This window comes from Chitinophaga sancti, assembly GCF_034087045.1.
Lineage (GTDB): Bacteria > Bacteroidota > Bacteroidia > Chitinophagales > Chitinophagaceae > Chitinophaga > Chitinophaga sancti_B.
Genome location: NZ_CP139247.1, coordinates 2,626,779 through 2,649,673, shown reverse-complemented (window position 1 = coordinate 2,649,673; position 22,895 = coordinate 2,626,779). Strand labels below are relative to the sequence as shown.

Annotated in this window: 21 protein-coding genes; 2 read left to right on the top strand and 19 right to left on the bottom strand. The window is 45.7% G+C overall.

All coding sequences use genetic code 11. The annotated features are described in order from the left end of the window. Nucleotides 1-2 precede the first annotated feature (2 nt). From aroB to SIO70_RS11060, 6 genes are all read right to left on the bottom strand, one after another. The gene (gene aroB, locus SIO70_RS11085) at nucleotides 3-1,028 is read right to left on the bottom strand and encodes a 3-dehydroquinate synthase (RefSeq protein ID WP_320580930.1); all 1,026 of its coding nucleotides are present in this window, start codon (nucleotides 1,026-1,028) and stop codon (nucleotides 3-5) included. A 40-nt stretch (nucleotides 1,029-1,068) separates the two neighbouring features. Next, a complete protein-coding gene (locus tag SIO70_RS11080; RefSeq protein WP_072359902.1) occupies nucleotides 1,069-2,166 on the bottom strand; it encodes a chorismate mutase in 1,098 nt (365 codons plus the stop codon). A gap of 110 nt (nucleotides 2,167-2,276) precedes the next feature. After that, complete coding sequence (locus SIO70_RS11075; RefSeq protein WP_320580929.1) at nucleotides 2,277-3,119, bottom strand: prephenate dehydrogenase; 843 nt, start codon at nucleotides 3,117-3,119, stop codon at nucleotides 2,277-2,279. A 12-nt stretch (nucleotides 3,120-3,131) separates the two neighbouring features. Continuing rightward, nucleotides 3,132-4,292 carry a pyridoxal phosphate-dependent aminotransferase gene (locus SIO70_RS11070; RefSeq protein ID WP_320580928.1) on the bottom strand — a complete coding sequence of 387 codons (1,161 nt, stop codon included), beginning with the start codon at nucleotides 4,290-4,292 and terminating at the stop codon, nucleotides 3,132-3,134. Nucleotides 4,293-4,314: 22 nt separating this feature from the next. Further along, a complete protein-coding gene (locus SIO70_RS11065; protein ID WP_320580927.1) occupies nucleotides 4,315-5,136 on the bottom strand; it encodes a prephenate dehydratase in 822 nt (273 codons plus the stop codon). A 556-nt stretch (nucleotides 5,137-5,692) separates the two neighbouring features. Then, nucleotides 5,693-5,920 (bottom strand): hypothetical protein, encoded by a 228-nt coding sequence (locus SIO70_RS11060; protein WP_320580926.1) that lies wholly within the window; start codon nucleotides 5,918-5,920, stop codon nucleotides 5,693-5,695. Between the two features lie 252 nt (nucleotides 5,921-6,172). Between SIO70_RS11060 and SIO70_RS11055 the strand changes: the two genes are divergently transcribed. Continuing rightward, nucleotides 6,173-6,742: an RNA polymerase sigma factor gene (locus SIO70_RS11055; RefSeq protein WP_083721421.1), complete on the top strand. Its 570-nt coding sequence runs from the start codon at nucleotides 6,173-6,175 to the stop codon at nucleotides 6,740-6,742. Nucleotides 6,743-6,777: 35 nt separating this feature from the next. Continuing rightward, nucleotides 6,778-7,857, top strand: coding sequence for a S1C family serine protease (locus tag SIO70_RS11050; RefSeq protein WP_320580925.1), 1,080 nt, complete (start codon nucleotides 6,778-6,780; stop codon nucleotides 7,855-7,857). A gap of 127 nt (nucleotides 7,858-7,984) precedes the next feature. Here the strand turns inward: SIO70_RS11050 and SIO70_RS11045 are convergent, their stop codons facing one another. The 13 genes from SIO70_RS11045 to ilvD all read right to left on the bottom strand — a co-directional run bounded on the left by SIO70_RS11045 (nucleotide 7,985) and on the right by ilvD (nucleotide 22,466). After that, nucleotides 7,985-8,695, bottom strand: a complete 711-nt coding sequence (locus SIO70_RS11045) for a carboxypeptidase-like regulatory domain-containing protein (RefSeq protein WP_320580924.1) — start codon at nucleotides 8,693-8,695, stop codon at nucleotides 7,985-7,987. Nucleotides 8,696-8,800: 105 nt separating this feature from the next. Further along, entirely contained in the window at nucleotides 8,801-8,950 is a 150-nt protein-coding gene (locus SIO70_RS11040; RefSeq protein ID WP_320580923.1) for a lmo0937 family membrane protein, read from the bottom strand. 1 nt (nucleotide 8,951) lies between these two features. Beyond that, nucleotides 8,952-9,137: a CsbD family protein gene (locus SIO70_RS11035; RefSeq protein ID WP_320580922.1), complete on the bottom strand. Its 186-nt coding sequence runs from the start codon at nucleotides 9,135-9,137 to the stop codon at nucleotides 8,952-8,954. A 68-nt stretch (nucleotides 9,138-9,205) separates the two neighbouring features. After that, nucleotides 9,206-10,156: an aldose 1-epimerase gene (locus SIO70_RS11030; protein ID WP_320580921.1), complete on the bottom strand. Its 951-nt coding sequence runs from the start codon at nucleotides 10,154-10,156 to the stop codon at nucleotides 9,206-9,208. Nucleotides 10,157-10,236: 80 nt separating this feature from the next. Next, nucleotides 10,237-11,565, bottom strand: a complete 1,329-nt coding sequence (gene xylA / locus SIO70_RS11025; RefSeq protein ID WP_320580920.1) for a xylose isomerase — start codon at nucleotides 11,563-11,565, stop codon at nucleotides 10,237-10,239. Between the two features lie 43 nt (nucleotides 11,566-11,608). Continuing rightward, nucleotides 11,609-13,075: a xylulokinase gene (locus SIO70_RS11020; protein ID WP_320580919.1), complete on the bottom strand. Its 1,467-nt coding sequence runs from the start codon at nucleotides 13,073-13,075 to the stop codon at nucleotides 11,609-11,611. 72 nt (nucleotides 13,076-13,147) lie between these two features. Continuing rightward, nucleotides 13,148-14,845, bottom strand: a complete 1,698-nt coding sequence (locus SIO70_RS11015) for a sodium/sugar symporter (protein WP_320580918.1) — start codon at nucleotides 14,843-14,845, stop codon at nucleotides 13,148-13,150. A 103-nt stretch (nucleotides 14,846-14,948) separates the two neighbouring features. Then, nucleotides 14,949-16,058 carry an FAD-dependent oxidoreductase gene (locus SIO70_RS11010; RefSeq protein WP_320580917.1) on the bottom strand — a complete coding sequence of 370 codons (1,110 nt, stop codon included), beginning with the start codon at nucleotides 16,056-16,058 and terminating at the stop codon, nucleotides 14,949-14,951. Nucleotides 16,059-16,068: 10 nt separating this feature from the next. Continuing rightward, nucleotides 16,069-17,025 (bottom strand): NADP-dependent oxidoreductase, encoded by a 957-nt coding sequence (locus SIO70_RS11005; protein ID WP_320580916.1) that lies wholly within the window; start codon nucleotides 17,023-17,025, stop codon nucleotides 16,069-16,071. Nucleotides 17,026-17,126: 101 nt separating this feature from the next. Next, the gene (ilvA, locus tag SIO70_RS11000) at nucleotides 17,127-18,383 is read right to left on the bottom strand and encodes a threonine ammonia-lyase IlvA (RefSeq protein WP_320580915.1); all 1,257 of its coding nucleotides are present in this window, start codon (nucleotides 18,381-18,383) and stop codon (nucleotides 17,127-17,129) included. Nucleotides 18,384-18,444: 61 nt separating this feature from the next. Then, nucleotides 18,445-19,035, bottom strand: a complete 591-nt coding sequence (gene ilvN, locus SIO70_RS10995; RefSeq protein WP_083721410.1) for an acetolactate synthase small subunit — start codon at nucleotides 19,033-19,035, stop codon at nucleotides 18,445-18,447. 28 nt (nucleotides 19,036-19,063) lie between these two features. Beyond that, complete coding sequence (gene ilvB, locus SIO70_RS10990) at nucleotides 19,064-20,821, bottom strand: biosynthetic-type acetolactate synthase large subunit (RefSeq protein WP_320580914.1); 1,758 nt, start codon at nucleotides 20,819-20,821, stop codon at nucleotides 19,064-19,066. Beyond that, nucleotides 20,787-22,466, bottom strand: a complete 1,680-nt coding sequence (ilvD, locus tag SIO70_RS10985) for a dihydroxy-acid dehydratase (RefSeq protein ID WP_320580913.1) — start codon at nucleotides 22,464-22,466, stop codon at nucleotides 20,787-20,789. The genes ilvB and ilvD overlap by 35 nt, the downstream gene beginning before the upstream one ends. Nucleotides 22,467-22,895: the final 429 nt, after the last annotated feature.

Genomic DNA, 22,895 nt, shown 5'->3' with positions numbered 1-22,895 from the left:
GTTTATAGCTCCTCCAGCAACTGCTTCAGCGTTGCCAGCGGTACAGCCTTTGTATGCGCGCTACCTAATTGTTCCAGCAGCACAAAATTGATCGCATCCTTTTCCCTTTTCTTATCCAGCTTGAAGATGTCATACATCTCTTCTTTGTTGGAAGTCAGGGTCACCGGCAACTGGTAATCATTGATCAGCCTGATCAACCGGTTTGTTTGTTCTACTGGCAAAGTAGAGAGCTTCTCAGAAATTTTGGCTGCTGCCACCATCCCGATTGCCACCGCTTTACCATGGGCGATGTTCTCAATTTTTTCTACTGCATGCCCCAGGGTGTGGCCAAAGTTGAGCCAGCGACGAGACGCCTGCTCAAATTCATCTTCCAGTACTACCTTGGTCTTCAGCTCTACAGAGCGTTCTACCAGGTATTCCAGAACGGCTACATCCTTTTGCATGGCCTTATCCCGGTTTTCTTCGAGGTAAGTGAACATACCTGCATCCATGATGCAGGCATACTTAATGATCTCCGCAAAACCATTATGCCATTCTTCGTCAGGCATGGTCAGTGGCAGTGAATAGTCAAACAGGATAAACTCCGGTTGCCGGATGGTGCCCAGCATATTCTTATGTTTACCATGGTTGATACCGTTCTTGCCACCGATAGATGCATCTACCTGTGCGAGCAGCGTAGTAGGTACGAAACCTACCGGCATACCACGCATATATATGCTGGCGGCATAACCTGTTAAATCTGTGGTCATGCCACCGCCTATACCAACGAGCATAGTCTTGCGGTCAGCTTCCAGCTCTATGAGCCCATCAATGATCTGTTCGAGTACTTCCTCACTTTTATTCTCTTCTCCATCCGGAATCACCAGCTTCCTCCAACCCTGCAATTTCATTCCGTGGAGTTTATCCACATTATCATCCACAACCAGTACGGTACGGGATGGATCTGCATAATTGCCCAGCTGGTGGAGGCTCTCTCCCAGGTAATATTTGGTAGCACTGTGCTGGAACTGGTAAGATAATGTTCTCATATAATGATGTATGGTTGTGCCTGATTACTCAGGACGCCATTTATTTGCCTTCGTTCATTACTCTGTTCTGCCTGTTGATTGATTCCAGGTGAACTGCATCGAAGTATTTCAGGATGAAATCCTTTGTCAGACCCAGTTTGTCACCCTTAGCGATACCACGCTCCAGGATTTCATTCCAGCGGTTCGTTTGCAGGATGGTCACGTTGTTCTCTTTCTTGTAGAGACCAATCTTCTCAGCAATCTTCATACGATTGCCCAGCAACAGCAGAATTTCATCATCAATCTGGTTGATCTGACCACGCAGTTTATCCAGTGCAGAGTTGAATTCTTTTACATCGGTACGTTCATGGCGCCACTTGATACCATCCAAAATTTCTGCCAGTCTTTCAGGAGTAACCTGTTGTTTCGCATCGCTCCATGCTTTGTCCGGATCAATATGTGATTCCAGCATCAGACCATCGTAATCCAGGTCGATTGCTTCCTGACCGATTTCCTGCAGTATGTCACGACGACCACCAATGTGACTAGGATCGCACACGATAGGCAGTTCTGGCATACGACGTTTCATTTCGATTGGCAGGTGCCACATCGGTGCATTACGGTATTCAGTATTGCCATAGCTGGAGAATCCACGGTGGATCAGACCAATTTTGGTAATGCCGGAGTTACGCACACGCTCTACTGCACCTACCCACAGTTCCAGGTCCGGGTTGATTGGGTTCTTGATCAATACAGTTGTATCCACACCTTTCAGCGCATCAGCTACTTCCTGCACAGAGAATGGGTTCACAGTGGTACGTGCACCAATCCACAGGATATCTACATCATGTGCCAGGGCTTCTTCCACCTGCTGACGGGTAGCTACTTCCACAGCTACTGGTAAACCGGTCAGGGCTTTTGCTTTCTGTAACCATGGCAGACCCTGTACACCAATACCTTCGAAGGAACCTGGGCGGGTACGTGGTTTCCAGATGCCAGCACGCAGTACATCTACTTTACCTGTCTTAGCCAGGCGCTGTGCGGTTTCAAGTACCTGCTCTTCAGTTTCAGCGCTGCAAGGGCCGGAAATGATCAACGGCTTCTTATCTGAGCCCGGATCAGAGAATTTCGTGTTGGAGAGGATGTCTGCTAATACCATCGTTGTAGTTTTTTAGTCCACAGACTATAGTCGATAGTCCATAGTGTTTGATTTGATTATTTGGTTTGTTGCTATGAGCCATCGACTATAGCCCACGAACGATTGATTACTTATTTTAAGATCTTTCTGATCTTATTTGATTTCTGGATCAGTTTATAAAAAGCGTCATAATCTTCATTTTCCAGCAGGTCCTTCATCTGTTGCAGCTGGTGGATATGTTCATCCAGTACATCCAGCACATTATGACGGTTATGCTTAAAGATCGGTACCCACATATCAGGAGAGCTCTTGGCCAGACGTACGGTTGATTCAAAACCACCACTTGCCAGTTCAAAGATCCGTCCGTGCTCTTTTTCCTTTTGCAGTACGGTCAGTGCCAGTGCAAAGGAGGTGATGTGAGAGATGTGCGATACGTAGGCTGTATGCAGGTCATGCTCTTCCGCATTCATATATACGAGACGCATCTGCAGTTTGTCTACCATATCCTCAACAATTTCCACGGCGTCTTCATCACTGTTTTTCACATCGCACAGCACCATGGTCTTGTTGGTGAAGAGGTTCGGTATGGCAGCTTCGGGGCCGGAATACTCCGTGCCGGCCATCGGGTGGGCAGCTACAAAGCGTCCTCTGTGGGGATGACCGGCAACGAGTGCTAATATTTTTTCTTTTGTAGAGCCCACATCCATGATCACCTGTTGTGGTCCCGCGTTATCCAATATAGCAGGCAACACTTTCAGCAAACCGTCTACAGGTATTGCAAGTATGACCACTGTTGAACGCTGCATGGCTGCTTCCAGGGTAGCACCTTCATCGATGATGCCAAGCTCCTGCGCCTTTTTAAGATTATCTTCGTTGTGGTCCACACCGATGATGTGGGTGGCCACACTCTTTGTTCTCAGGCTGATGGCCAGAGATCCACCGATTAAACCAGTACCAACTATCGTTACGATCATAACTTTGTCTGTTTATTTAATTGCCCTGATCCGTTGCAACACTTCGTCAAATACTTTTTCATCTTTACAAAGGCTCACCCTTATATATCCGTTACCGTTACTACCGAAGATACCACCCGGTGTGATAAATACCTGCGCTTTCTGCAGAATTTCGTCCGTCACAGTAAATCCGTCTTTCGCAGTTGCTGGTATCTTAGCCCATACGAACATACCTACCTGGTCACGATCAAAAGTACAGTTCAGCAATTCCAGCAGTTCAAATACTTTCTGACGGCGGCCGGTATAGATCTCATTTAGCGCTGCATACCATTCAGGCCCCAGTTCCAGTGCTTTTACAGCGGCCATTTGCAATGGCTGGAACATACCGGAATCCATATTACTTTTGAAACGCAGTACCTCGTTGATCCACTCCTGTTTACCCACCAGCATACCCACGCGCCATCCGGCCATGTTAGATGATTTGCTCAGTGAGTTCAGTTCCAGTACCACATCCTTCGCCCCTGGTGTTTGCAATAAGCTTTGTGGCTGTGCATTCAGGATAAAGCTGTAAGGATTGTCGTGGCAGATGAGGATATTATGATCGTTGGCAAATCTGATCAGCTTTTCTGCAAAGGTAGTGTTGAAACGGGCACCGGTTGGCATATGCGGATAGTTTACCCACATCAGTTTCACCTTGCTCAGGTCAGTTTTAGCCAGTGCATCGAGATCAGGCAACCATCCGTTTTTTTCTTCCAGGTCATAGTCTCTTACGGTAGCACCACTCAGGTTCACAGCAGAACGGTAGGTAGGGTAACCCGGGTTGGGTACCAGGGCTTCATCACCTTCCTGCAGGTAGGTCATGCATATGTGCATAATACCTTCTTTGGAACCGATCAGTGGCAATACTTCTTTCTCAGGGTCCAGGGTCACGCTGTAGTAGCGCTGATACCAGCTGGCCATTGCCTGGCGCAAAGCAGGGATCCCTTTGTACCCTTGATAGGCATGCGTATCGGGGCGATGAGCATTGTCAGTCAATGCCTCGATCACAGAAGGATGCGGGGGCAGATCAGGACTACCAATACCAAGGTTGATCACTTTGGCACCAGCCCTGTTCATTTCATCTATTTCTCTCAGTTTTTTGGAGAAGTAGTATTCTTCTGTTTGTTGCAACCGTTTTGCTACCTGTAAGTTCATATCGTAAGATTGAAAAATAGGATTATAATGTTTTGCCTTTTTTGTAGATACCGAGCACTTTCAGATGTTCAGTCAGCGGTGTGATTTTGCTGATGCCTTTCTGGAAAGTAGCCAGATCTTCGAATTCGAAATCGGCATGGAAATAATAGTTCCACTCTTTGGTTGGCATTGGGAAAGACTGCAGTTTGCTCAGGTTAATACCTGTACTTGCTACCTGTGTCAGCACCTTTGCCAGACTACCAGATTCGTGAGACGTCTGGAAGTATACAGATGCTTTGTTGGAATCGGCCGCAGGTTCTACCCCATTTGGAGAGATCACCAGAAAACGGGTATAGTTATTTTTGATGGTATGGATGTTTGGTGCAATGATTTCCAGACCATAAATTTCAGCTGCCAGTTTGCCCGCGATAGCTGCTGTGGTTTTCAATTTCTTGGTAGCCACATGTTTTGCACTCAGGGCGGTATCTTCAGTTTCCACCAGCTTCATTTGCGGATACTTGTCCAGGAAGTCAGTACACTGCAACAGCGCCATATGATGACTGTGTACTTCCCTGATATCGTCCAATGGCGTACCGGGTAGCGCCATCAGATGCTGTTTGATATGCAGGTATACTTCTCCTACCACATGCAGGTTCGAGTTTTTCAGCAGCGTGTAGTTTGGAAGAATACTTCCGGCAATCGAGTTTTCGATGGCCATCACACCTGCATCGGCTACCTGCGTTTTTACTTTTTTAATCAATTCCGCGAATGAAGCACAACATTCGATCGTTATATCCTTTCCATAGTATCCTTGTGCCGCTATTTGGTGAAAACACCCTTCGAATCCCTGAATTGCGATGTGCATCGTTTAATTTGATTTGTTTGTATTTGATAGTTGCTACAACAACTACCGGATAAAATGAAAAAGGGCCCCGGTTGAGCCGGGACCCTTTAAAGTGCAGTTATATGTTTAGTGCATTTTTTACAAGAGAGTCCCGGCCTTTACGACGTAAAAGAAAAAGTAAAAAAAGTAAAAGAAGTAAAGACTGAAACGGCGTAACATATATCGAGTTATTTAAAAAAAAGAAGGCCTCCCTTATCGGGAGGCCTTTTTGTTAGTTTCTTTTTATGTTTAAGTACTACAAACGACCTCCCTAATTCTGGTACCAGAAAAAGTAGAAACCATAAAAGTAACCAAAGGTTGTTTGCTGTATCATAATTTGCTTGAATTGCCCAACAAAAATACATCAGGATTTGAATTGTCCAAGCACTTTTATTAAAAATTACATTCTGTTCAATAAAAGACCGGAAATTCAATGATTTATTCAAAAATGATGGCTTCCCTACCCCTGTAGATAAAAAAAAACCGCCCTACGGTTGCAGAGCGGCATATAAAAAGCTTTATTGCTTGCGGAGTAAGATTAGTGCTTAACTGAATCTTTAGCAGCAGCAGCGATAGAATCGGTTGCAGCTTTAGCGGTATCAGCTTTAGCAGTGATAGAATCGTTAGCAGCGTTTGCTACTGAATCGATTGCCTGTGTAGCTGCAGCTGTAGAATCAGTAGCAGTTTCGCTTGCGCCACCGCCACATGCAGTTACAAATACACCCAGTGCTAATGCTAAGAAACCAATTTTCAGTGCGTTCTTCATTTTTTTATTTTTTAGGTTTTTTGAAATATTGTTTCTTCTTTATACCAGGATGAAAGAAAGGTAACCCAGCTTTTCAGAAATATTTTTCAAAAAATCTATTTTTTAAATAAAACCAGCCATAGGCAAGGTTTTTAATTATATAAATTATAAGTTTATATGAAAAAAGATGGCAGTCTGCATCTATCACATGGCTGAAAACTTATTTTTTTTCCCCTACTTTGGGTTACCAAAGCGATATAATAGTATTAATAAGTGAAGCATAATCTGAACATAGAAAGGGATCGGGAATTATTACTGGGACTTACCCGGAATGACGATAAAGCGCTGTCTACCATTTACGTGGAAAATTTTCCGGCCGTATTAAGAATGGTTTTACAGCATAAAGGTTCTGAGGATGATGCAAAAGATCTTTTCCAGGAGGCCATGATCGTACTATATGAGAAAGCACAGACAAGCGAATTTGATCTCTATAGTAAACTCAAGACCTATTTATACGCCATCTGCCGCCACCTCTGGCTCAAAAAACTCCAGTCAGGCAGCTGGCAGCTCTCCCTGCCGGAGGAATTGGAAGCAGTAATACCGGCAGACAACCACATGGAAGACCATGATAAAAAGGACGAACAGTTCCGCATCATGGAGCAATCTTTGGGTAACATGGGAGAACCCTGCAAGACCATCCTGGAAGATTATTATATCAGGAAACTCTCCATGGCAGATATAGCAGAGAAATTCGGGTACACAAACGCGGAAAATGCAAAGAATCAGAAGTATAAGTGCCTGATGCGATTGAAGAAACTCTTTTTTGATAAATATAAATTATAGGGCCCCTACAGGACCCGCAAAGTGGTTTACAGGCGATGAATGATACAAATTTAATTCGTGATATTGAACGCTATCTGGAAGGCGACATGAATATGCAGGAAAAAACTGCATTCGAAGCGCTGTGTCAATCCAACCCGGTAGTAAATGAGCAGTTGAAAGCCCATCAGCACATTACGGCACAGCTGGAAAGTTACGGCCGCAGATTGGCGCTACAGGAGAAAATGGATCATATCCATGCCTCCCTCGATATGGACATGCTGCGCAATGCAGCCTCTCCTGCTCCAGCCAGGGTTATCCCTTTCCGCAGAAGGTTGCTTACTAACGTTGCGGCCGCTGCCTGTATCGCCCTCGTTACCTCGCTGAGCACGATCGCACTTATCCAGAAAGCTAACAGGCAAAAAACTACCGCACAATATGAGGATGTAAGACGGGTGCTGAACAATATTCAGCGCTCTCAGAACGCCCTTATCAACGATATTAATAACAAGAAACGGTTACCTGTCAACCCCGGCACTTACGGAGGCACAGGTTTTGCCATTACCGACAATGGGTATGTGGTCACTAACTACCATGTGGTTGCAGGTGCTGATTCTATCTATATCCAGAATACCAAAGGGGAAGCTTACAAAGCTACCAGCGTATTCGAAGACATCTCCAGCGATCTGGCGATCTTAAAGATCACAGATAGCACCTTCAGAAGCCAGCCTATTCCTTATTCTGTAAAATTCCAGAAAGCCCTGCGTGGCGAGAAAGTCTTTACACTGGGTTATCCACGTGACGAGATTGTTTATGGAGAAGGTTATATCAGTGCACAGACTGGTTTCAATGGAGACTCTGCCGCTTACCAGGTTTCTATACCTGTAAACCCAGGCAACAGTGGTGCACCGCTGATGGATGCAAAGGGTGATGTAGTAGGTATTGTAACCGGCAAACAAACAACTGCTGACGGGATTGCTTTCGCAGTGAAATCAGCACAGCTGAAACGCCTGCTGGAAGAAATGCCGAAAGAAAAGATGGGTAAATGGAATCACAAGAATCGCCTTGAGAATCTGACCCGCGTAGAACAGATCAAAAAGCTGGAAGACTTCGTATATATGGTGAAAGTCTACAACTGATAATATATTTTTTCTATTGGCCTCTGCAACCAAAACGGCCACTCTGGATTCAGGGTGGCCGTTCTTATTTAATGAGTTTTCTAAAACAAAATACCTTTATTGAATTTTTGCTGATATTTCTTTTTCACTACTTCTTCCACGCTTTATACTTATCCGTAATCCAATACATCAGATCCTCTGTCGGCATCATTCTCAGCGTATCATAGTCAGGATAATTCTCCATCATAAACAGTCTCAGGCTATCACCTTTCAATGTGGTCACCCTACTCACAAATAACGGAGTATACCTTGAATCGATGTATCTGTCCTTTTCAGCCTTGGCATAAATCTTCTTGAACTCTCGCTTCTGTTTCTCCCTTCTTGAATACCGGGTGAATGGACTAAACACGATCCCTGCGCCTACCGGTGTACTACCACCTGCCAATGGCTTGTTAGGATTATCCAGTATATACCCGAACAGATCCCGCCTGTTGATGGAGTCCAGCTGATAAGGTGTGAATTTCGTGGTCACCTCTACCCCATGCAATTGCCGGCTTTCTACTACCAGGTGAATCTCCCTCGTTACGATCCCATTGTCGGCACTGACTAACAGGCTATCGGGATTGTACCCAAGAAAAGCAAACACTACCATGTCTCCCTTCTTCGCTGAAATCTTGTAAAAACCGCCCTTATCAGAATAGGACCTTCGCCCGGTTGTCTTGTTTGTAATACTTGCGTATGGCAGTACTAATCCATTCTCCTTGTCTATAATCGTACCGGTGAGGGTAACCTGTGCCTGGCTCTTTTCTGCCAGTAGACTGCAAAGTACCAGCAGGAGCAATAAGGGCAATTGTTTCATATATCTGTTCTGTTTATTCCACCAAGTTCCTTAAAAAAACTAAAAATCCCCCCGTTGCCAGGGGGATTTTACATGATTATTTTGCCACAGTTAAAGTATGATTACTCAACTGGACCCTCTTATTACCTGTAAAAGAATGGCTATAATCGCTATTACCAACAGAATGTGGATTAACCCACCTGCGGAATATACAAAGAAGCCTAACAACCAACCGATAATAAGTATTACCGCAATAATATATAATAGACTTCCCATTTTACACAGATTTTAGCATTTTAATAACTTCGTCCCTGCTCTTGCCAAGCTTTTGCTGAATTTTACCGATCAACCGATCTTCCTGTCCTTCTTCATACAACAAATCATCGTCCGTCAGATCTGCGTATTTCTGTTTAATCTTGCCCTTAATCTCGTTCCAGGCACCTTTTATTTGTAAAGTATCCATAACATTAACTTTTTTGGGTGAAACAATGCTTTACAAAATTCAAAGACTATGCCAGAGGAGACAAGTTACTAATATGCTATAGCTGTGATGGCTGTGCTGAATACCCGTTCTTCACCGGGTTCCAGCGTCACCAGCCCCATGCCGTTATTAAAGGCATTCGGGGCACCGGTGAGGTGCTCAATCGCAATACTGTTGCGGTGATTAGGGATATAGATCTGTAAGATCGGATAACATGGTTCCGGGTAAAAATGGATCAATACCCGTTTCCGCGGATCCCGCAGTGTGGCCAGGGCGCTATGCCTGCTGAAATCTAAAACAAAACTGTTGTCCAGCGGTATGCCTGCCAGACTTTGGGCTTCCAGGAACCTGTCGTAAGGCAACACATTGCCGGTTGGTATCAGTTGCGCATTAAATTCTACTATTTGTTCCGAAGCAAATTGCAATTCCAGCTCATCGACCGGGGTACCTGTACTAAAATAAGGATGCCAACCGTCCATAACAGGAATAGGCCTGTCTGCATTGTTCAGTATAAAAGTTGAGATACGTAGCTGCTGACCGGGTTCCAGGTGATACTTCACCTCACAGTCATAGGGGAACGGATATCCTGCATCATTCCCTGTATAAGTATGGCGCAATGTCAGCACCGCACCTTTTTCATCAGCTCTCTGGCTCACTATTTCAAACGGTACATCGAAGAGCAGACCATGAATGGCATTGCCGGAACTGAGTGTTTTGACAATAGTATAATCCTGTTCTTCCCAGCGATAGGTGCCGGAAGGAATGCGACAAGCGAAAGGACTTAGCTTGGCGCTCTTATAGTATTCCGGCAGGTTCACCTTGTAATCCTCCAGACTTTCATAACTATCGATAATGTTCAGGAAATTTTCTCCATACGGTATTTTAAACGCATGCAGCAATGCGCTGTGTGCCGGAATGATTTCTGCCCGTGTACCAGTGTCGCCATCGATAAGAGCGATAATATCAAAGCCTGATTGATGATATGTTTGAATGGAAAACATAGTGTTGAATTGGATATAATACCAAGTTACACAAAAAAGGCCGCTACAATGTAGCGGCCCTTCTATATAATCAGTTAAATTTAGATATACTGATTGATGATATTTTCTAACCATTCCTGTCTGCCACTGATCATCTTTGGCTCGCCATTCGCAATTGCAATGCTGCGCAGATCTTCCAGCGTCAGTTTACCATCTTCAAATTCCTTTCCTTTACCGCTATCAAATGATGCATAACGGTCTTTACGGAATTGTTTGTAAGGAGACTGCTCCAGGATCTTTTCAGCTACGATCGCTGCGCGTGCAAATGAATCGATACCACCGATGTGTGCATGGAAAATGTCTTCCAGGTCTGTAGAGTTACGACGTGCTTTCGCATCGAAGTTCACACCACCACCTGCAAATCCACCCGCTGGTAAAATCACCAGCATCGCTTCGATCAGGTCATTCAGGTTCATTGGGAACTGGTCAGTATCCCAACCATTTTGTGTATCACCACGGTTCGCATCAATGCTGCCCAGGAACCCACCATCAACGGCCACCTGCAGCTCATGCTGGAAGGTATGACCTGCCAGTGTAGCATGGTTTACTTCAATGTTCAGTTTGAAATCCTTGTCCAGACCATAGTGACGGAGGAAACCGATCACAGTAGCTGAATCATAATCGTACTGGTGTTTGGTAGGCTCACAAGGTTTAGGCTCGATGAAGAACGTACCCTTGAAACCTTGTTTGCGTGCATAGTCACGCGCCATGCCAAGGAATTTCGCCAGGTGGTCCTGCTCACGCTTCATATCAGTGTTCAGCAGGGTCATGTAACCTTCGCGGCCACCCCAGAATACATAGTTTTCACCATCCAGTGCGATAGTCGCATCCAGGGAGTTCTTTACCTGTGTACCTGCATATGCAACTACAGAAAAGTCAGGGTTGGTACTGGCACCGTTCATATACCGGGGATTGCTGAATACATTCGCAGTACCCCAGAGCAGTTTTACACCACTGGCTTTTTGTTTTTCTTTTGCATACGCTACGATTGCCTGCATGCGGCTTTCGTATTCAGCAATGTTTGCACCTTCGTCTACCAGGTCTACATCGTGAAAGCAGTAGTAAGGAAGACCCAGTTTGGTAATGAATTCAAACGCTGCATCCATTTTGTCTTTCGCACTCTGCACAGCATCTGGCGCTGTAAGCCATGGGAATTGTTTGGTGCCCGGACCGAATGGGTCGCCGCCGGTTCCGCAGAAGGTGTGCCAGTAAGACACCGCAAACCGGAAGAGTTCCTTCATGGTTTTACCACCGATCTTTCTGTTCTCATCGTACCATTTGTAAGCAAATGGGTTGTTTGACTGAGGACCTTCATAGGCGATTTTGCCAATGCCTTTGAAGTATTCCTTGTTTCCAATTGTAATGCTCATTGTCAGTGTTTTTTTTGATCCTAACGTGTTATGTGTGTGTGTGTTAAAATTTCAATCCTTGTAACCACTCTTCATAAATACCCTTATACGGATTATTCGCCTCCGGCTCTATCGTAGCCAGACACTCCATCCCCTTAAATGCATCCTCAACGGCATACAATCCAGCTCCCACACCCGCTGCTCTTGCAGCACCCTGCGCACCATCTGTATTGTACAACTCAATCACCACATCAGCTGTATTTGCAAATACCTCTCTGAATAATGGACTCAGGAACATATTCGCATGGCCAGCTCTCACCCGGGAAATATTCAATCCCATATCCTGCATAATATCCATCCCGTATTTCAGTGCAAATACAATCCCTTCCTGTGCGGCACGCAGCATATGTTCCCTGCCATGAATATTGAAGTTGAGTCCTTTGAACTCCGCACCAATCTCCTTGTTAGCAAGAATACGTTCTGCACCATTGCCAAACGGGTAGATCTTCAATCCACGTGAACCTACAGGTGCTACTGCTGCCAGTGCATTCATCTCTTCGTAAGATGGTTTGCCTACCAGTTGCCGCATCCAGCTATTCAAAATACCCGTACCATTCAGGCACATAAGTACGCCATTGCGGTGTGCAGTGGCTGTATCATTCACATGTATAAAAGTATTTACCCTGCTCTCTGCATCAAATGCAATATGATCATGTACTGCATATACCACACCCGAAGTACCTGCTGTAGTCGCAGCTTCACCAGGTTGTAATACATTCAGCGAAAAAGCATTATTCGGTTGGTCACCCGCACGGTAAGTGACCGGTGTACCTGGCGCCAATCCCAGCAACGACGCTGCCTGCGCAGTCACCTTGCCTTGTAAGCCAAAAGTAGGAACCACATCTGACAACAGCTTCTCACTGATACCATAATGTTTTAGCAACACCGGCGATACCTGGTGCAGACTAAAATCCCAGAAGATCCCTTCAGACAAACCAGAAATAGTAGTAGCTGCATCACCCGTAAGGCGCATAGCAATGAAATCGCCGGGGAGCATCACTTTGTCAATGCGCTCATAAATGGCAGGTTCAAACTCCTGTACCCAACGTAATTTAGAAGCTGTAAAATTTCCGGGAGAGTTTAAGAGATATTGCAGACACCAGTTAGGGCTCAGCTTTTCAAAAGCTGTATTCCCAATTTCAACTGCCCTGCTGTCGCACCAGATAATTGCAGGACGCAAAACCTGCTGATCCTTATCCACACATACCAGCCCATGCATCTGATAGGCAATGCCTATACCTGCTACAGCCGATCCATCAAAAGGGTGAATTTGTTGTAACTTTTTCGTTGCATTTTGAACTTCCTGCCACCACATCTCAGGATCCTGTTCTGCCCATCCCGCCACCGGCGCATGCATGGGCATTTCCTGGGCAGGGCTGATAGCCGTAGCCACACATTTTCCTGTATCAGTATCCAGCAGGGCCGCCTTTACTGAAGACGATCCTATATCATAACCTATCGTATACCTCATAACGCTTGCAGGTTTATAAAAAAAGAAAGCTGGCTAAACAGGATGTTGTTAGCCAGCTTTGTCAAATATGTCTTACCAGAAAATGGTATATAATGCTACCAGGATACCGCAGATCAAAATCGCTGTGATGGCAAATGGCATAGATGTCCTGAACATAGAAGCATCCACTTCCAGACCTTTAGACTCATCTACCATTTCAGCACCCGCCACTTTCACCTTAGCAGGAGCTACCAGTGAAATCAGGATCATACCAATCACACACACTACGAATACAATACCCATACGATCCAGGAACGGAATTTCATAGATACCGTTTGCTGCCGGTACGGAAAAGCCAATGCTATTCAAAGCAGAAAGATCAGCCCAACCTGGCAGGAACTTCAGGATGATAGAAAGTGCAAAACCACCGATCATTGCAAACAGCGCTGCACCTGAAGTAGTACGTTTCCAGAAGAATCCCAGCAGGAACATCGCAAAGATACCTGGTGATACGAAACCCGTGTATTCCTGTATAAACTGGAAACCGCCTTTCTTATCAATACCCAGGAACGGAGAGATGATAATCGCCAGGATCATCGCAACAATTACCACGATTTTACCTGTACGTACCACATGCTTTTCATCCGCATTTTTCGCAAAGTGTTCTTTATAGATATCCAGTGTGAAGATGGTAGAAATACTGTTTGCCTTACCAGCCAGGGAAGCAACTACCGCAGCTGTCAGCGCAGCAAATGCCAGCCCTTTCATACCGATTGGCAACAGGTTCATTAACACCGGATATGCATTGTCAGGATTGAGTTCACCACCCTTCATCATTTCGGCCTGGAATAGACCGCGGCTATGCAATACATAAGCAGCAATACCAGGTATTACCACGATCAGTGGCATCAGGAGTTTCAGGAAACCTGCGAAGAGCAGACCAGAACGCGCTGTTTTCAGATCAGCACCCAATGCACGCTGTGTAATATATTGGTTACAACCCCAATAGTTTAAGTTTACAATCCACATACCACCTACCAGGATAGATAATCCAGGCAGATCCAGGTAGTGAGGATCTTTTTTGTCCAGGATCATATGGAAGTGATCACCAGCATGTTCTGTCATCAGGTGGAAACCTTTGAGCACACCAGTTGTGCCGAAATGCTCAGATACCAGGTTCAGGGCCAGGTAAGTAGTAGCCAGACCACCCAGGATCAGGAAGAAGACCTGGATCACGTCTGTATAACCAATCACCTTCATACCACCCAGCGTGATAAACACGGCAAAGACGGCCAGCAATATCATACAAACATTAAAGTCTATTCCTGAAATAGTGTTGATTGCCAGTGCTCCCAGGTACAGGATGGAAGTCAGGTTCACCACTACATAGAGTAGCAACCAGAATACCGCCATAATGGTACTCACTGTCTGGTTATACCTGCGCAGCAGGAACTGCGGCATGGTATAAATCTTGTTTTTCAGGTAAATAGGGAGGAAAAATACCGCTACGATAATCAGGGTAGCAGCAGCCATCCATTCGTAAGTGGAAATCGCCAGACCTATATTAAAACCGGAACCGGCCATACCTATAAACTGCTCCGCAGAGATGTTGGAAGCGATCAGGGAAGCACCAATGGCCCACCATGTAAGGGATCCTTCTGCCAGGAAAAAGTCTTTGGAGTCAGTAGTTTTTCGTTTCTTTTTCTGGTAGATATATATACCGTAACCGGCAACTATCGCGAAATACACCAAAAAGACAACATAATCGAGGAATTGTAAACTCTTTTGCATAAAATCAACGTGGTATAAAATAATTGTTGGTCAATATAGTAACATTTTTATTAAACGTAAAATTTACATTTAAAAATTATTTCAGTGGTGGAATTGATCGTGATCATTCTTTGATAAGGATAGCGGCTAATTGTGCCCCTATAGCGGTTCCAATTGCAACACCCATACCGCCCATTCTTACGCCCAGCGCGATTCGGGGTGAATGACGGCGGATAACCGGCTGCCGGTTCTGGCCAAAAGCCATGATGCCCGCCCAGCGGTCAGCAATATTAAACGAAAAACCCGGCAAAATAATATGGCGTAAACGGTTTTCCAGCTCTGTGTGAATTGGGGTATTCAATTCAAAAGCAGTGGTTGCCTCTCCGGCAAAGTCCATATTACGACCTCCCCCGAATAGTACACGGCCTTCCAGCTCCCTGAAGTAATAATACCCCTCGTCCATATGGTAGATGCCTTTAAAAGGTAATCCTGGGATAGGATCGGTTATTAATACCTGCCCCCTGCCAGGTACTACATCAAGTTCAGGGATCAGCTCACGGGTAAATGCATTTGTACAGATTCCTACCTGACCTGCCATAAAGGAATACTCCCCCACTGACACATATACACCACCATCTGATTCCGAAATACCTGAAATCGTACACCCCGTCTTAATCTCTACCCCATAAAAAAGCGCCAGGTCTATCAACCGGCGCATCATCTTCCCCGTATGTAACTCCCCCTCAAAATTATTCCTGATCAAAGCCTTTACATACGACTTATTAAACCCGAAATCACTGGAAACCAACGTAAACGCATCTCCCCCCAACATAGGCCGCAACAAGTCATTCATGCCGTCGATTTCTGAAAGTGCAGGCAGCTCCTTCTCTCCTATCAGCTCATAACTCCCATTCTCCCTGTAATCCATATGCTGATCACCCACACGATGCCGCAAGGCATGCAACCCTTGCCAACGCAACTCCAACAATGCCAATACTTCAGCAGCTGGCAATTGTCGCAAATCTGCCAGCAACTCTGTCAAACTCCCTATACAGGCAAACCCCGCGTTCTTTGTACTCGCCCCTGTTGGCAACACGCCCTTCTCCAATACAAGCACACGAGCCTGCGGCTGCGTTTCGCGCAGACTGATAGCCGTAGACAAACCCACGATTCCACTGCCGGCAATAATGTAATCGTATTGAAGAAGTGATTGTTTTTCCCAGTAACTGAGCATAATTTATCTTTTAGATCACCAGCACAACCTTGCCGGTTACATGACCCGTTTCCACAGTTTCATGTGCTTTCCCCACATCTTCCAGTGGGAAAGTCTGGTCAACTTTTACTTTCAGATCACCCACCGCCAGCAGATCGGCCAGTTGCTCCATTCTTTCTCCAGATGGGGTTACCATCATCCATTTCACCACCACTCCTTTGGAAGCAGCTTTCTCCAGGATCGCCGGATCATCTTTATACATCGAAGGCAGGCATACCAATACACCCCCGGGTTTCAATACATCTATAGAACGAAGTGAGTTTTCACCACCTATACCATCCAGCACCACATCCATATCCTTTGCAATAACAGTAAAATCCTGTGTGTTATAATCCACCGGCAGATCCACACCCAGTTCATTCAGCAGACCATGATTCTGCTGCGAAGCTGTACCTACTACATAAGCACCTTTCCATTTAGCCAGTTGTACTGCAATATGGCCTACGCCACCCGCTGCTGCATGGATCAATACTTTTTGCCCCCCAGCCAGCTGGCCATGGTCAAACAATGCCTCCCAGGCTGTGAGTGCCGCCAACGGGGTAGCTGCTGCTACCTCATTACTCACCGAAGCGGGTATCAGGGCAAATTCATCTTCCTGCACAATCGCGTATTCTGCATACGCATTCCCCGCATGTGGAAAATTGCTCATCCCAAACACACGTTCATTTCTGTCAAAACGGCTTACACCATCGCCCAGGCTCACCACCTCACCGGCTATATCCCAGCCAAGTACAGCAGGGAGTACCAGTTCTTTGGCAGCTATACCTTTACCATTACGGGTTTTATAGTCAACAGGATTAATACCTACGGCGCGTACTTTTATAAGTAACTGACCTGCAGCTGGCAGGGGTACGGGTATTCTTTCGATAGTCAGGTTACTGGCAGGGCCAAATTCCCGCAGCAGGGCTGCGCGCATGAGATTGCTCATCTTCCGGAATTATTTATCTAAATGTAATTAAAAGGGGCAAAATAAAACCTCCTGCGTAATACAGGAGGTTAATTTCTTGTTACCAGATATATTGCAACACCTTACACTAAGTAACCAAATAAGTCATCATCTTCATTCAGTGCAGTATAATGAATACCGTACTTCGAAAAATTGGCTATCAGAATATCATAATCCTCTTTCTTTTTCAGCTCCACCCCAATCAGGGCAGGACCCATTTCTTTATTATGCTTCTGTATAAATTCAAATCTTGTAATATCATCATCAGGGCCCAGTACATGGTTTACAAACTCTTTCAGGGCTCCCGGGCGCTGTACAAAGCGGATGATGAAGTAATGTTTCAGCCCTTCATACAGTAAAGACCTTTCTTTGATCTCCTGCATGCGATCAATGTCATTGTTACCACCACTTACTATACATACTACTTTCTTGCCCTCAATTTCTTTGGCAAAATCGTCCAGTGCTGCGATAGACAATGCGCCAGCCGGCTCCACTACGATCGCATCTTCATTGTACAATTTCAGGATGGTAGTACAAACCTTACCTTCTGCTACGGTGTGCATTTTATCCAGCACATCTTTACAGATTTCGAAATTCAGCGTACCCACTCTCTTCACAGCAGCACCGTCTACAAAGCGCTCAATTTCGCCCAGCGTTACAGGTTCACCTTTTTCCAGTGCTGCAGTCATAGACGCAGCACCTTTAGGTTCTACCCCGATCACTTTAGTATGCGGACTGTATGTTTTAAAATAAGTACCGGTACCGGCAGCGAGGCCGCCACCACCGATGGGCACAAAGATATAATCAATATGAGACTGGTCTTCCAGTACCTCTACTGCTACTGTACCCTGTCCTTCTATGATCTTAGGGTCGTCAAAAGGGGCAACGAATGTCATACCGTGCGCATTTGTATACGCCTGCGCTTCGGCAGAACAATCATCAAATGTATCTCCCACCAGCCTGATCTCAATATTATCTCCGCCAAACATGTTTACCTGGTTCACCTTCTGCTTCGGGGTAATGATCGGCATGAAGATGACGCCTTTAATATCCAGCTGACGACAGGCATATGCAACACCCTGCGCATGATTCCCTGCGCTGGCGCATGTTACGCCTTTGGCCAGCAGATCTTTGTCAAGACTACTGATCTTATTGTAAGCACCACGCAGCTTATACGAGCGTACAATCTGCATATCTTCTCTTTTCAGATAAATATCAGCATTGTACCTGCGTGACAATGTTGGACTATAGGTCAGCGGTGTTCGGTTCACCACTGGTTTCAACTTCACCGCTGCATCGAGAATATTGAGCGGATTAACACTTGTTAATACCTGGGACATGTGATTGAGATAAGAATTAGGGCTGACCATACAGTCAGCCCTAATGAATTTTATTTAGTTATTAGATACTCTCTGCCTGATGTGAACCTGGCTGTCCGTGTGTATAATCCACTTCGGCCAGATCATCTGTCTCCTGTTCGGACAGATTTTTCAAATGATCATGGAAACGACGACTCCATTTCACGATCGCCACGCGACCGCTCTTGGAATATTCTATCAGTCCATAAGGAGCCAGTTTAGCCTGTAGCGCTATCAGCTCCTCCTGGTGACCGGTCTTCTCCAATACAAAGTATTCGTCTGTAATGGTCAGGATCCTTGCCGCATTTTCCCGGATCAGCTTTTCGATGCTGCCATTCTTCAATGCCTTGGTAGAGATCTTATACAGTGCCAGCTCCTGGTATACCACTTCATCCTCTTCATGTACAAATGCACGATGAATTTCTACCAGTCGCTCTATCTGCCCCACTACTTTATCCAGTAGCGATCTTTCTGACAGTACAGTGATGATGAACTTGTAAACACCCTCAATCTCCGTTGGTGCGGTTGTGAGGCTGGTGATATTGATTCGACGGCGCGTAAAGATAACAGTGATACGGTTCGTGATACCGATCCTGTCTTCTGTATATACCGTGATTGTATATTCTTTTTGCATAAAAATTCTTCGTTGTTAAAAAGGTTTACTACTCGAGCCTGATATGAGCAATTGGAGCACCAGCTGGTACCATCGGGAATACGTTGTCTTCCTTTTCTACAACCACTTCCAGCAGGTAAGCACCATCGTGGGAGATCATTTCATCAACGGCCGCCACAATATCAGCACGGTCAGTTACCTTCTTGCCAGGAATGTAAAACCCTTTCGCAATCTGTACGAAATCAGGGTTAGTCATTTCGGTGGAAGAATAACGCTTGTCATGGAACAGCTGCTGCCACTGACGCACCATACCCAGGAAGTTGTTGTTCAGGATCACGATCTTCACACCAATCTGTGACTGGTAAATCGTACCTAATTCCTGTAAGGTCATCTGGAAACAACCATCCCCAATCACTGCTACTACTTCTTTTTCCTGAGCACCCATCTTAGCACCCATGGCAGCTGGCAGTGAGAAACCCATAGTACCCATACCACCACTGGTAATATTGGTATTTGGATCCTTGAAGCGGTAGTAACGGCTGGCAATCATCTGGTGCTGACCTACGTCTGTAACCAGTACTGCTTTACCTTCGGTACGTTCAGAGATGATACGTACTACTTCCGCCATTTTCAGTGCCCCTTCGGTAGGATAAAGTTCACCACGGTTTACTTTCTCCTGTTCCTGCTTATCTGCCTCTTTGAAGCCAGCAATCCATTCATCGTGTTTGGCTTCTTTCACCAATGGCAACAAGGCTTTCAGCGCAGTTTTAGCATCGGCATGTACACCTACTGTTGCAGTGATGATCTTGTTGATCTCAGCCGCATCGATTTCGATGTGGATAACCTTTGCCTGTTTTACATACCTGGTAACATCACCGGTTACGCGGTCGTCAAAGCGCATACCTACAGCAATGACTACATCACACTCGTCTGTTTTGATGTTAGGTGCATAGTTACCATGCATACCCAGGAAACCCACATAGTTAGGATGATCTACCGGAACGGCAGAGAGACCTAACAAGGTGGAAGCGATCGGTATACCTGCTTTTTCAGACAGGGCGATCAGTTCCTTTTCAGCGCCAGCCAGCAGTACCCCATGTCCACACAGGATATAAGGTCGCTTAGCTTCGTTGATCAGGGCAGCTGCAGATCTCACCGCTTCGTTGTTCAGCTTTGGAACAGGGTGATAACTGCGGATATATTCACACTTGCTATATTCAAAATCGAACTTAGCAACCTGTGCATTCTTGGTAATATCTACCAGTACAGGACCCGGACGACCGCTGGCTGCAATGTAAAATGCTTTAGCGATAGCACCTGGAATATCTTCAGCACGGGTTACCTGTATATTCCATTTAGTAATAGGAATGGTAATCCCGATCACGTCAGTTTCCTGGAAGGCATCGGTACCCAGCAGGTGAGCAGCCACCTGACCTGTAATACATACCATTGGAGTAGAATCCATATAAGCATCTGCCAGACCTGTTACCAGGTTGGTAGCACCGGGGCCGGAAGTAGCAAATACCACACCCACCTTACCGGAGGTACGGGCATACCCCTGCGCAGCATGGGTAGCACCCTGTTCGTGGCGTACTAATATATGATGGACCTCATCCTGAAAATCGTATAGGGCATCATAAATGGGCATAATGGCCCCACCTGGATAGCCGAAAATGGTTTTCACATCTTCTGCAATCAGCGAGCGGATTACGGCTTCGGAACCGGTAATATGTAGTTTTTCCGCAGTAGCCGCTGCTGGCTGATTAGCCGGCTCAGGCTTCATCGGTAACACATCCTTCTGTTGCATTTGAAACGAGTTTTGCGTATTTATATAATACCCCACTAGTTACCTTCAGGGCAGGTTTTACCCATTTGGCGCGGCGTGCAGCGATTTCTTCATCGCTTACTTCCAGCTTAATGGTGTTTTGTTTTGCGTCAATTTCGATTATATCGTTGTCTTCAACCAATCCGATCAGGCCACCTTCTACCGCTTCAGGGGTAATATGACCTACCACGAAACCGTGGGTACCGCCAGAGAAACGGCCATCGGTGATCAGTGCTACGCTCTTACCAAGACCTACACCCATGATGGCGGAGGTAGGCTTCAGCATTTCAGGCATACCTGGTGCACCTTTCGGACCTACGTTGCGGATCACCACTACGTCGCCGCTCTTTACACGGCCACTGGTGATACCTGCTATCAGTTCATATTCACCATCGAAAACCCTTGCAGTACCACGGAAAAATTCACCTTCTTTACCAGTGATCTTCGCTACGGAACCCAGTTCTGCCAGGTTACCGTACAGGATCTGGATGTGACCGGATTCTTTCAGTGGTTTTTCTACCGGAACGATGATGCTCTGGCTTTCAAAATCCAGGTCTGGTACGCTTTCCAGGTTTTCAGCTATCGTCTTGCCAGTTACAGTCAGACAATCGCCATGGAGCAAACCAGCTTTCAGCAGGTATTTCATTACCAATGGAACGCCGCCAATTTTGTGCAGGTCTTCCATCAGGTATTTACCGCTTGGTTTCAGATCGGCAATCAGTGGAGTGCTGTCGCTGATACGCTGGAAGTCGTTGATATTAAACTTCACACCCACTGCTTTTGCAATAGCGATCATATGCAGCACGGCATTGGTACTACCACCCATGGCCATAATCACTACAGCAGCGTTTTCAAAAGCCTTGAAGGTCATAATGTCCTTTGGCTTGATATCTCTTTCGAGCAGCAGACGAATATACTGGCCTGCCAGTCTACATTCTTCGCGTTTTGCTTCGCTCTGAGCAGGAGTAGAAGAACTGTAAGGAAGGCTCATACCCATCGCCTCGATAGCGGAGCTCATGGTATTAGCGGTATACATACCACCACACGCACCGGCTCCAGGGCAGGAGTTCATGATGATACCTTTGTAATCCTCGTCGTTCATATTACCCGCCATTTTCTGGCCGAGTGCTTCAAAAGCGGAAATGATGTTCAGATCCTGTCCTTTATAATGACCAGGAGAGGTAGAACCACCATATACCATGATAGCAGGACGGTTTAAGCGACCCATTGCTATCAGGGAGCCTGGCATGTTTTTGTCACAACCAGGAACAGTGATGAGGCCATCATAATATTGGCCACCCACTACAGTTTCGATGGAATCAGCAATCAGATCACGGCTGACCAGCGAGTAACGCATACCTGGTGTACCATTGGTCATACCATCGCTGACGCCTATGGTATGAAAGGTAAGGCCGACCAAATCATTAGCCCAGACCCCTTTTTTGACCTCCTGTGCCAGTTCATTCAGGTGCATGTTACAGGTGTTGCCATCATATCCCATGCTGGCAATGCCCACCTGTGCTTTCTTCAGGTCCTCATCTGTTAAACCTATACCATACAACTGTGCCTGGGTTGCAGGCTGTGTAGGGTCCTGAGTGAGCGTTTTGCTGTACTTGTTCAATTCCATCTTTAAGTAAATGTTTGCCTGGGTTCCGGTGCTGTTCATTCAACCGGTTCCCAAATGTTGAATATCATGTTAAGCAGGATACAAAGAAGCGGCTATATACGCCAAGTTCCAAACCGACATTTGGGGGTCCAACCGGATTTCAAGCGTGTCCATTTTCGTCTCAAAACCGCTATGGTATTGAATAAAATGGACTCAAAAATCCAAAATCCAACTATTAAAAAATTCTTCTAATACGTACGCAGATCCTTTAAAATGGGAGTGGTCTGACGGCCGGCCGCCATCGGACCACTCACCTATTGAATATCAAAGCGAAGCAGTGTTCATTGGGTATACCAGGCAATAATGCACCCGGTATGTTCTTATTTCTAAATTATATACAAAATACAACCTCTATTCCAGAAAAAGATCCTGAAAATGATCCAGTTATAT

Bases quoted from the DNA above. Each gene is read 5' to 3' on its own strand.
- SIO70_RS11040 (WP_320580923.1), bottom strand. From the start codon at position 8,950: ATGGGAAGTCTATTATATATTATTGCGGTAATACTTATTATCGGTTGG.
- SIO70_RS11015 (WP_320580918.1), bottom strand. From the start codon at position 14,845: ATGCAAAAGAGTTTACAATTCCTCGATTATGTTGTCTTTTTGGTGTAT.
- SIO70_RS11075 (WP_320580929.1), bottom strand. From the start codon at position 3,119: ATGATCGTAACGATAGTTGGTACTGGTTTAATCGGTGGATCTCTGGCC.
- SIO70_RS11050 (WP_320580925.1), top strand. From the start codon at position 6,778: ATGAATGATACAAATTTAATTCGTGATATTGAACGCTATCTGGAAGGC.
- SIO70_RS11065 (WP_320580927.1), bottom strand. From the start codon at position 5,136: ATGCACATCGCAATTCAGGGATTCGAAGGGTGTTTTCACCAAATAGCG.
- SIO70_RS11010 (WP_320580917.1), bottom strand. From the start codon at position 16,058: ATGCTCAGTTACTGGGAAAAACAATCACTTCTTCAATACGATTACATT.
- SIO70_RS11035 (WP_320580922.1), bottom strand. From the start codon at position 9,137: ATGGATACTTTACAAATAAAAGGTGCCTGGAACGAGATTAAGGGCAAG.
- SIO70_RS11080 (WP_072359902.1), bottom strand. From the start codon at position 2,166: ATGGTATTAGCAGACATCCTCTCCAACACGAAATTCTCTGATCCGGGC.
- ilvB (WP_320580914.1), bottom strand. From the start codon at position 20,821: ATGCAACAGAAGGATGTGTTACCGATGAAGCCTGAGCCGGCTAATCAG.
- xylA (WP_320580920.1), bottom strand. From the start codon at position 11,565: ATGAGCATTACAATTGGAAACAAGGAATACTTCAAAGGCATTGGCAAA.
- SIO70_RS11060 (WP_320580926.1), bottom strand. From the start codon at position 5,920: ATGAAGAACGCACTGAAAATTGGTTTCTTAGCATTAGCACTGGGTGTA.
- SIO70_RS11045 (WP_320580924.1), bottom strand. From the start codon at position 8,695: ATGAAACAATTGCCCTTATTGCTCCTGCTGGTACTTTGCAGTCTACTG.
- ilvA (WP_320580915.1), bottom strand. From the start codon at position 18,383: ATGTCCCAGGTATTAACAAGTGTTAATCCGCTCAATATTCTCGATGCA.
- aroB (WP_320580930.1), bottom strand. From the start codon at position 1,028: ATGAGAACATTATCTTACCAGTTCCAGCACAGTGCTACCAAATATTAC.
- ilvN (WP_083721410.1), bottom strand. From the start codon at position 19,035: ATGCAAAAAGAATATACAATCACGGTATATACAGAAGACAGGATCGGT.
- SIO70_RS11005 (WP_320580916.1), bottom strand. From the start codon at position 17,025: ATGAGCAATCTCATGCGCGCAGCCCTGCTGCGGGAATTTGGCCCTGCC.
- SIO70_RS11070 (WP_320580928.1), bottom strand. From the start codon at position 4,292: ATGAACTTACAGGTAGCAAAACGGTTGCAACAAACAGAAGAATACTAC.
- SIO70_RS11020 (WP_320580919.1), bottom strand. From the start codon at position 13,075: ATGAGGTATACGATAGGTTATGATATAGGATCGTCTTCAGTAAAGGCG.
- SIO70_RS11030 (WP_320580921.1), bottom strand. From the start codon at position 10,156: ATGTTTTCCATTCAAACATATCATCAATCAGGCTTTGATATTATCGCT.
- ilvD (WP_320580913.1), bottom strand. From the start codon at position 22,466: ATGGAATTGAACAAGTACAGCAAAACGCTCACTCAGGACCCTACACAG.